At 70.5% G+C, this 8473-nt stretch carries 8 protein-coding genes; all 8 read left to right on the plus strand.

Annotated features, from left to right (window positions below):
- Window positions 1–3: 3 nt before the first annotated feature.
- The gene (argJ, locus tag ABD289_RS10185) at window positions 4–1164 is read left to right on the plus strand and encodes a bifunctional glutamate N-acetyltransferase/amino-acid acetyltransferase ArgJ (RefSeq protein WP_344129138.1); all 1161 of its coding nucleotides are present in this window, start codon (window positions 4–6) and stop codon (window positions 1162–1164) included.
- Complete coding sequence (argB, locus tag ABD289_RS10190) at window positions 1161–2075, plus strand: acetylglutamate kinase (protein WP_344129140.1); 915 nt, start codon at window positions 1161–1163, stop codon at window positions 2073–2075. The genes argJ and argB overlap by 4 nt, the downstream gene beginning before the upstream one ends.
- On the plus strand, window positions 2075–3256 hold the full coding sequence (locus ABD289_RS10195; RefSeq protein WP_344129142.1) for an acetylornithine transaminase: 1182 nt from the start codon (window positions 2075–2077) through the stop codon (window positions 3254–3256). Before argB ends, ABD289_RS10195 begins: the two co-directional genes overlap by 1 nt.
- Before the next feature lie 2 nt (window positions 3257–3258).
- The gene (gene argF / locus ABD289_RS10200; RefSeq protein ID WP_344129144.1) at window positions 3259–4182 is read left to right on the plus strand and encodes an ornithine carbamoyltransferase; all 924 of its coding nucleotides are present in this window, start codon (window positions 3259–3261) and stop codon (window positions 4180–4182) included.
- Window positions 4179–4727, plus strand: coding sequence for an arginine repressor (locus ABD289_RS10205; RefSeq protein WP_344129146.1), 549 nt, complete (start codon window positions 4179–4181; stop codon window positions 4725–4727). The genes argF and ABD289_RS10205 overlap by 4 nt, the downstream gene beginning before the upstream one ends.
- 63 nt (window positions 4728–4790) lie before the next feature.
- Window positions 4791–6212, plus strand: coding sequence for an argininosuccinate lyase (gene argH / locus ABD289_RS10210; RefSeq protein ID WP_344129148.1), 1422 nt, complete (start codon window positions 4791–4793; stop codon window positions 6210–6212).
- Window positions 6213–6246: 34 nt separating this feature from the next.
- Window positions 6247–6870, plus strand: a complete 624-nt coding sequence (locus ABD289_RS10215) for a DNA-3-methyladenine glycosylase (protein ID WP_344129150.1) — start codon at window positions 6247–6249, stop codon at window positions 6868–6870.
- Window positions 6871–6903: 33 nt separating this feature from the next.
- A complete protein-coding gene (gene tyrS / locus ABD289_RS10220; protein ID WP_344129152.1) occupies window positions 6904–8178 on the plus strand; it encodes a tyrosine--tRNA ligase in 1275 nt (424 codons plus the stop codon).
- Window positions 8179–8473: the final 295 nt, after the last annotated feature.

Below are 8473 nucleotides of genomic sequence, written 5' to 3' on the forward strand. Positions count from 1 at the left end.
GCGATGAGCGTGACCGGTCCTGCCGGTTTTCGGGCGGCCGGTATCGCCGCCGGGATCAAGGACGCGGGGAACAAGGACCTCGCGCTGGTGGTCAACGACGGCCCGCAGCAGGCCGCTGCCGGGGTGTTCACCACCAACAAGGTCAAGGCCGCACCGGTGCTGTGGTCCCAGCAGGTGCTGCAGGAGCGCAAGTTGCGCGCGGTGGTGCTCAACTCCGGTTGCGCCAACGCCTGCACCGGTCCGGGCGGGTTCCAGGACACCCACGCCACCGCCGAGAAGGTCGCCGACGTGCTCGGCGTGGGAGCCATCGAGATCGCGGTGTGCTCCACGGGTCTGATCGGGGAGCGGCTGCCGATGGACGCGCTGCTTCCCGGAGTGGACACCGCCGCGGGCGCGCTCGACGCGGGCGGGCAGGCCGGCCTCGACGCCGCGAGCGCGGTGCTGACCACCGACAGCATGGCCAAGCAGGCGCACCACGCTCACGACGACGGCTGGTCGGTCGGCGGATTCGCCAAGGGCGCGGGCATGCTCGCGCCGAACATGGCCACCATGCTCAGCGTGCTGACCACCGATGCCGCCATCAGCGGTGACGATCTCGACGACGCGCTGCGCTCGGCCACCGCGGTCACCTTCGACCGGCTCGACGTCGACGGCGGGACCTCCACCAACGACACCGTGCTGGTGCTGGCCTCCGGGGCCTCCGGCACGCAGGTCGACAAGGCCGAGTTCACCCGGGTGCTCACCGAGACCTGCCAGGATCTGGTGCGCCAGCTGCAGGACGACTCCGAAGGCGCCACCAAGACCATCGACATCACCGTGCGCGGAGCCGTCAGCGAAGCCGACGCGGTGACCATCGGGCGCGTCGTGGCCGAGGACAACCTGGTCAAGACCGCGATGTTCGGTTCCGACCCGAACTGGGGGCGCATCGCGATGGCCCTGGGCCGCGCGCAGGCCGAGATCGACGTGGACAAGGTCGCCATCGCCACCAACGGGGTCACGCTCTACGCCGACGGCGCCACCGCGGCCGATCGCGCCGAGGCGGACCTGTCCGGGCGGCACATCGAGATCCTCATCGATCTGGGCCTGGGCGAGCACACCGCCACGATCCTGAGCACCGATCTGTCCCACGGCTACGTCGAAGAGAACAGCGCCTATTCCTCATGAGCAACGAAATCGATGACCGGCTGGCCACCGCCGCGGCGAAGGCCAGCGTCCTGGTCGAGGCACTCCCGTGGCTGCAGCGCTTCAACGGCGCCACCGTGGTCATCAAGTACGGCGGCAACGCCATGATCGACGACGAGCTCAAGCGGGCCTTCGCCGAGGACATGGTTTTCCTGCGCCTGGCGGGCTTGCGGCCCGTCGTGGTGCACGGAGGGGGACCGCAGATCACCTCCATGCTCGATCGGCTCGGCATGCAGGGCGAGTTCCGGGGCGGCCTGCGGGTGACCACCCCGGAGACGATGGACGTGGTGCGCATGGTGCTGGTCGGTCAGGTCGGCCGCGAGCTGGTCGGTCTGGTCAACCAGAACGGGCCCTACGCCGTGGGCATGTCCGGTGAGGACGCGGGGCTGTTCACCGCCGCGCGCCGCACCGCCACCGTCGACGGGGAAGCGGTCGACGTGGGGCTGGTCGGCGACGTCGTGGACGTCAACCCGGAAGCAGTGCTGGACCTGATCAACGCCGGGCGGATCCCGGTGGTCTCCACCGTGGCACCCGACGAGGACGGCGTCGTGCACAACGTCAACGCCGACACCGCCGCCGGAGCGCTGGCCGAGGCGCTCGGCGCGGAGAAGCTCGTGGTGCTCACCGATGTGGAGGGCCTCTACACCGACTGGCCGGACCGCTCCTCGCTGGTGAGCCGTCTCGACGCCGACGAGCTCACGAAACTCCTGCCGAAGCTGGCCTCGGGCATGGTCCCGAAGATGGAGGCGTGCCTGCGCGCGGTGCGCGGCGGCGTGCCCCGCGCCCACGTCATCGACGGGCGCCTGGCGCACTCGGTGCTGCTGGAAGTGTTCACCAAGGCCGGTGTGGGAACCATGGTCTTCCCGGCGGGAACCGACTCGGAGGATCAGTGATGACGAGCAATCTCGCGGGCGCCCAGCGCTGGCAGGCGTCCATGATGGACAACTACGGGACGCCGAAGCTGGACTTCGTCAGCGGTTCCGGGGTCGAACTGACCGACGCCGACGGCAAGACCTACCTGGACTTCGTCAGCGGGATCGCGGTCAACGCGCTCGGGCACGCCCACCCGGCCATCGTGCGGGCGGTCTCCGAGCAGGTCGGCAAGCTCGGCCACGTCTCCAACCTCTACGCGCACGACCTCGGTCTCACCCTGGCCGAGCGGTTGCTGGAACTGGCCGGCGTCTCGGGCCGGGTGCTGTTCTGCAACTCTGGTGCCGAGGCCAACGAGGCTGCGTTCAAGATCGCGCGGCTGACCGGGCGCAGCAAGATCGTGGCCACCGAGGGCGGTTTCCACGGCCGGACGATGGGCTCGCTCGCGCTGACCGGCCAGCCCGCCAAGCAGGAGCCGTTCGCGCCGATGCCTGCGGGCGTCGTGCACCTGCCCTACGGCGACATCGCCGCGCTGGAGTCCGAAGTGGACTCCGACACCGCCGCGATCTTCCTGGAGCCGATCCAGGGCGAGAACGGCGTCGTCGTCCCGCCCGAGGGCTACCTGCGGGCCGCTCGCGAGATCGCCACCCGCAACGGGGCGCTGCTGGTGCTCGACGAGGTGCAGACCGGCGTCGGCCGCACCGGTAGCTGGTTCGCCTTCCACCGCGAAGGCGTCACCCCGGACGTGATCACCCTGGCCAAGGGCCTCGGCGGCGGCCTGCCCATCGGTGCCTGCATCGGCGTCGGCGCGGCGGGCGACCTGCTGCACCCCGGCCAGCACGGCACCACCTTCGGCGGCAACCCCGTGGTGTGCGCGGCGGCGTTGGCCGTGCTGGACACGATCGCCTCGGAAGGACTGCTCGAGCACGTCGACGAGATCGGCGAGGAGCTGCGCTCCGGTGTCGAAGCCCTCGAGCACCCGCTCGTCCGCGAGGTGCGCGGTGCCGGGCTGCTGGTGGCCGTCGAGCTCACCGAGCCGGTTTCGGCGAAGGCCGCCGTCGCCGCGCAGGAACGCGGCCACCTCATCAATCCGATCAAGCCGGACACCATCCGGCTGTGCCCCCCGCTGATCGTGCGCGCCGAGCAGGTGCGGCGACTGCTCGCCGACCTGCCCGCATCGCTCGACGCCACCAAGGAGAGCTGAACATGCCCCGGCACTTCCTCCGCGACGACGACCTCACCCCCGCGGAACAGACCGAGGTCCTCGACCTCGCCGACCGGCTCAAGGCCGACAAGCTCGGTTGCACGGAGCTGACGGGCAAGTCCGTCGCGGTCATCTTCGAGAAGAACTCCACCCGCACCCGGCTGTCCTTCGAGGTCGGCATCCACCAGCTCGGCGGTCAGCCGATCGTGGTGGACGGGCGGATGATGCAGCTCGGCCGCGAGGAGACCATCGAGGACACCTCCCGAGTGCTGTCCCGCTACGCGGACGCCGTGGTGTGGCGGACCTTCGCCCAAGCGCGCATCGACGCGATGGCCTCGGTCTCGCGCGGTCCGGTGATCAATGCCCTCACCGACGAGTTCCACCCCTGCCAGGTGCTGGCCGACCTGCAGACCATCCGGGAACGGCACGGCGCGCTGGCCGGGCTGACCCTGAGCTACCTCGGCGACGGCGCCAACAACATGGCGCACTCGCTGCTGGTGGGAGGCGCCACGGCGGGAATGCACGTGCGCATCGGCGCGCCCGAGGGCTTCCGCCCGGTGGAGTGGGTGCTCGAAGCCGCGCGCAAGCGCGCAGCCGAGACCGGTGGTTCGATCGAGCTGCACAACACGCCCAACGGCGCGGTGGACGGAGCCGACGTGCTGGTCACCGACTCCTGGACCTCGATGGGGCAGGAGAACGACGGCAAGGACCGGGTCAGCCCGTTCCGCCCGTTCCAGATCAACCCCGAGCTGCTGGCCGCCACCGGCAAACCGGACACCAGCGTGCTGCACTGCCTGCCCGCGCACCGCGGCATGGAGATCACCGACGAGGTGCTCGACGGCCCGGCCAGCGCGGTGTTCGACGAGGCCGAGAACCGGCTGCACGCCCAGAAGGCGCTGCTGACCTGGCTGGTGCGACGGGCATGAGCACGACCAGGGTCGCCCGCCAGGCGCGCATCGTCGAGCTCGTGTCCGCGATGGACATCCGCAGCCAGACCGAGCTGGCCAAGCTGCTCGCCGATGACGGAATCGAGGTCACCCAGGCCACGCTGTCCCGCGATCTCGACGAGCTCGGCGCGGTCAAGCTGCGCGGACCCGACGGCGGGGCAGCGGTCTACGTGATCCCGGAGGACGGCAGCCCGGTGCGCGGCGTCCAGGGCGGCACCTCCCGGCTGAGCCGCCTGCTCGGAGAGCTCCTCGCGGGTGCGGACGGCTCGGGCAACCTCACCGTGCTGCGCACCCCGCCCGGCGCCGCGCAGTTCCTGGCCAGCGCCATCGACCGCGCCTCCATGTCCGAGGTGGTCGGCTCCATCGCGGGCGACGACACGGTCATGATCGTCGCCCGCGAGCCGCTGACCGGCCTGGAACTCGCCGACCGCTTCACCGCCATGGCCGAGGGCGGGCGCGAAGCGGCCGAGGACGATCCCGAGAGCGGGGCCATCCGCGAAGAAGCCCAGTCCCGCTTGACCTGAACCGGCCGCGGTCCGGGAAGGACCGCGTGGCCGACGCACCAACCGACGACTTGAGGAAGCACCGTGACCGAGCAAGCTAGTGAGCCCACGAAGCTGTGGGGTGGCCGGTTCGCCTCCGGCCCGGCCGAGGCGATGGCGAAGCTGAGCCTGTCGACCCACTTCGACTGGCGCCTGGCGCCCTACGACATCGCGGGATCTCGCGCGCACGCCCGCGTGCTGCACAGCGCGGGCCTGCTCACCGCCGACGAGCTCGAGCGCATGCACGCCGGGCTCGACGAGCTGGCCGCCGACGTCGAATCCGGCGCGTTCACCCCGGTGCTGGAGGACGAGGACGTGCACACCGCGCTCGAGCGCGGACTTCTCGAGCGGGTCGGCCCCGAGCTCGGCGGCAAGCTGCGAGCCGGGCGTTCCCGCAACGACCAGGTCGCGACCCTGTTCCGGATGTGGTTGCGCGATGCCAACCGCCGCATCGCCGCAGGTGTCCTCGACGTCGTCGAAGCCCTCACCGAGCAGGCCGCGACCTACCCGGACGCGGTGCTGCCGGGGCGCACCCACCTGCAGCACGCCCAGCCGGTGCTGCTCGCGCACCACCTGCTCGCGCACTGCCAGGCGCTGCTGCGCGACGTCGACCGAATCCGCGACTGGGACGCGCGCACCGCATACTCGCCCTACGGCGCCGGTGCACTGGCCGGCTCCTCGCTGGGCCTGGACCCGCAGGCCGTCGCCGCCGAGCTCGGCTTCGACGGCGCCACCGACAACTCCATCGACGGCACCGCGTCCCGGGACTTCGCGGCCGAGGGCGCGTTCTGCCTGGCCATGCTCGGGGTCAACCTCTCCCGGATCGCCGAAGAGGTGATCATCTGGAACACCGCCGAGTTCGGCTACGTCACGCTCGACGACGCCTGGGCCACCGGCAGCTCGATCATGCCGCAGAAGAAGAACCCGGACGTCGCCGAGCTGGCCCGCGGCAAATCGGGACGGCTGCTCGGCAACCTCAGCGGTCTGCTGGCCACGCTCAAGGCCCAGCCGCTGGCCTACAACCGGGACCTGCAGGAGGACAAGGAACCGGTCGTCGACTCCGTCGAGCACCTCGACCTCCTGCTTCCGGCGATGGCGGGGATGCTCGGCACCCTGACCTTCCACACCGACCGGATGGCCGAGCTCGCCCCGGCCGGTTTCACGCTCGCCACCGACATCGCCGAATGGCTGGTGCGGCAGGGCGTGCCGTTCCGCGTCGCGCACGAGGCCTCGGGGGAGTGCGTGCGCATCGCCGAGTCGCGCGGGGTCGGCCTCGAGGAGCTCACCGACGAGGAGCTGGCCGGCGTCAACCCGGCGCTGACCCCGCAGGTCCGCGAGGTGCTCACGGTGGCCGGTTCGATCGCGTCCCGTGACGCGCACGGGGGTACGGCGCCTGTTCGGGTCACCGAGCAGCGCGAACGGGTGAGCGAAACGGTGCAGGAATATCGCGCCTGGCTGTCGAAGTGATCACGGCCGGGTGGTGGCCGGTAGGGTTTCCGACGTGAGTCAGTTGACGCGTGATGAACTCGCCCGGGACCCGCTGTGGGTCGCCCGGAGCCTGCTCGGCTGCGAGCTGCGCGCCGATGGTGCGGACGGTCCGGTGGCCGTCCGCCTGGTCGAGGTCGAGGCATACCGGGGCACGGACGATCCGGCCTCGCACTGCTACCGGGGCCGCACCGAGCGCAACGCGGTCATGTTCGGCCCGGCCGGTCACCTCTACGTCTACTTCGTCTACGGGATGCACTTCTGCATCAACGTGGTCTGCCTGCAGGACGGCGTCCCCGGTGCGGTGCTGCTGCGCGCCGGGGAGGTCGTCGAGGGCGCCGAGATCGCCCGCGCCCGGCGGCCCGCCGCGCGCAAGGAGGCCCAGCTGGCCAGCGGGCCCGCCCGGCTGGCCGGGGTCCTGGGCATCACCCGGGAGCACAACGGCATCGACCTCACCGACCCGAACTCGCCGATCCGCCTCTACGCGGGCTCCCAGGTCGCCGAGGACGACATCCGCAGCGGTCCGCGCGTCGGCGTGTCGACCGCGACGGAGCTGCCCTGGCGCTCCTGGGTCGACGGGTCCGAATCCGTCAGCTCCTACCGGCGTGGCGGGCGTCGCCGGACGCGGGCCCGGGCGTAAATCCGCTTGCGGGCATGCGCGAAACTGAAGCGCGTGAGTGAGCACATCCTTGACGAGCTGACCTGGCGCGGACTGATCGCGCAATCCACCGACCTCGACGCCCTGCGGCGAGATCTGGACAACGGTCCGCTCACTCTCTACGCCGGTTTCGACCCGACGGCGCCGAGCCTGCACGCCGGTCACCTGGTCCCGATGCTGATGCTGCAGCGGTTCCAGCGGGCCGGTCACCGCCCGGTGGTCCTCGCGGGTGGCGCGACCGGCCTGATCGGGGATCCGCGCGACGTCGGGGAGCGCAACCTGCACGACGCGGAAACCGTCGAACAGTGGACCGAGAAGATCCGCGAGCAGCTGTCCACCTTCGTCGACTTCGATGATTCGCCGACCGGTGCGATCGCGGAGAACAACGCGCGATGGACCGCGGAGATGCCGGTCACGAGCTTCCTGCGGGACATCGGCAAGCACTTCTCGATCAACACGATGCTCTCGCGGGAGACCGTCAAGCGGCGGCTGGAAACCGACGGCATGTCCTACACCGAGTTCAGCTACATGCTGCTGCAGGCCAACGACTACGTCGAGCTCAACCGGCGCTACGGCACCAAGCTGCAGATCGGCGGCTCGGATCAGTGGGGCAACATCGTGGCCGGCGTCGACCTGGTCCGCAAGCAGGAGGGCGCCGTCGCGCACGCGCTGACCCTGCCGCTGGTCACCGACTCCGAGGGCCGCAAGTTCGGCAAGTCCACGGGCGGCGGCAACGTGTGGCTGGACCCGGAGATGACCACGCCGTACGCCTGGTACCAGTACTTCGTGAACACCGCCGACGCCGACGTGTCCAAGTACCTGCGGTTGTTCACCTTCCTGGATCGCGAGGAGATCGAGGAGCTGGAGCGGACCACGGCGGAACGCCCGCAGCTGCGCGCGGGGCAGAAACGGCTCGCCGAAGAGCTCACGACCCTGGTGCACGGCGCCGACGCGACCCGCAAGGTGATCGAGGCCAGCCAGGCGCTGTTCGGGCGTGGTGAGCTGGCCGAGCTCGACGCGGCCACGCTGGATGCCGCCATGGCCGCGGTTCCGACGGCCGAGGTGCGCCTTTCCGATGGACCGACAGCGGTGGACCTGCTGGTGGAGACCGGACTGGTCAACGGCAAGGGAGCGGCGCGGCGGACCATCAGCGAGGGCGGTGCGTACGTGAACAACGGCAAGATCGCCGATGAGGACTGGGCTCCGAGCGAGGACGATCTGCTGCACGGCCAGTGGTTGGTCGTCCGCCGTGGCAAGCGCCACACCACGGGTGTCAAGGTGCTGCGCTGAGCGCAGGACGGATCTCCGGGAAGGGTGCTGACCTGCGGGTTCGCACCCTTCTCCGGTTTCCGGACCCCCGGTTTGACCCCCGCTGCGAGCGCCGTGTAGATTATTTCGGGTCAGCGCGATGCGGGCCGGGAAAAACCGGGCCGGGCCTGACGCGGGGCTGCGAACCGGACTTTCACTGCGAGTGCTAGGCTGGGCGCCCCGAATCGGGGAAATTCGGAAAGTGCTTCGGTGGGTTTTGTGCCTGCGGGGTGCGGACGGGTTTTCCTCCTGCTCTTTGAAGAACTTAAGCGTCTGG

It is taken from the genome of Saccharopolyspora halophila (assembly GCF_039531955.1).
Lineage (GTDB): Bacteria > Actinomycetota > Actinomycetes > Mycobacteriales > Pseudonocardiaceae > Saccharopolyspora > Saccharopolyspora halophila.

Bases quoted from the DNA above. Each gene is read 5' to 3' on its own strand.
- argJ (WP_344129138.1), top strand. From the start codon at position 4: ATGAGCGTGACCGGTCCTGCCGGTTTTCGGGCGGCCGGTATCGCCGCC.
- argB (WP_344129140.1), top strand. From the start codon at position 1,161: ATGAGCAACGAAATCGATGACCGGCTGGCCACCGCCGCGGCGAAGGCC.
- ABD289_RS10195 (WP_344129142.1), top strand. From the start codon at position 2,075: ATGACGAGCAATCTCGCGGGCGCCCAGCGCTGGCAGGCGTCCATGATG.
- argF (WP_344129144.1), top strand. From the start codon at position 3,259: ATGCCCCGGCACTTCCTCCGCGACGACGACCTCACCCCCGCGGAACAG.
- ABD289_RS10205 (WP_344129146.1), top strand. From the start codon at position 4,179: ATGAGCACGACCAGGGTCGCCCGCCAGGCGCGCATCGTCGAGCTCGTG.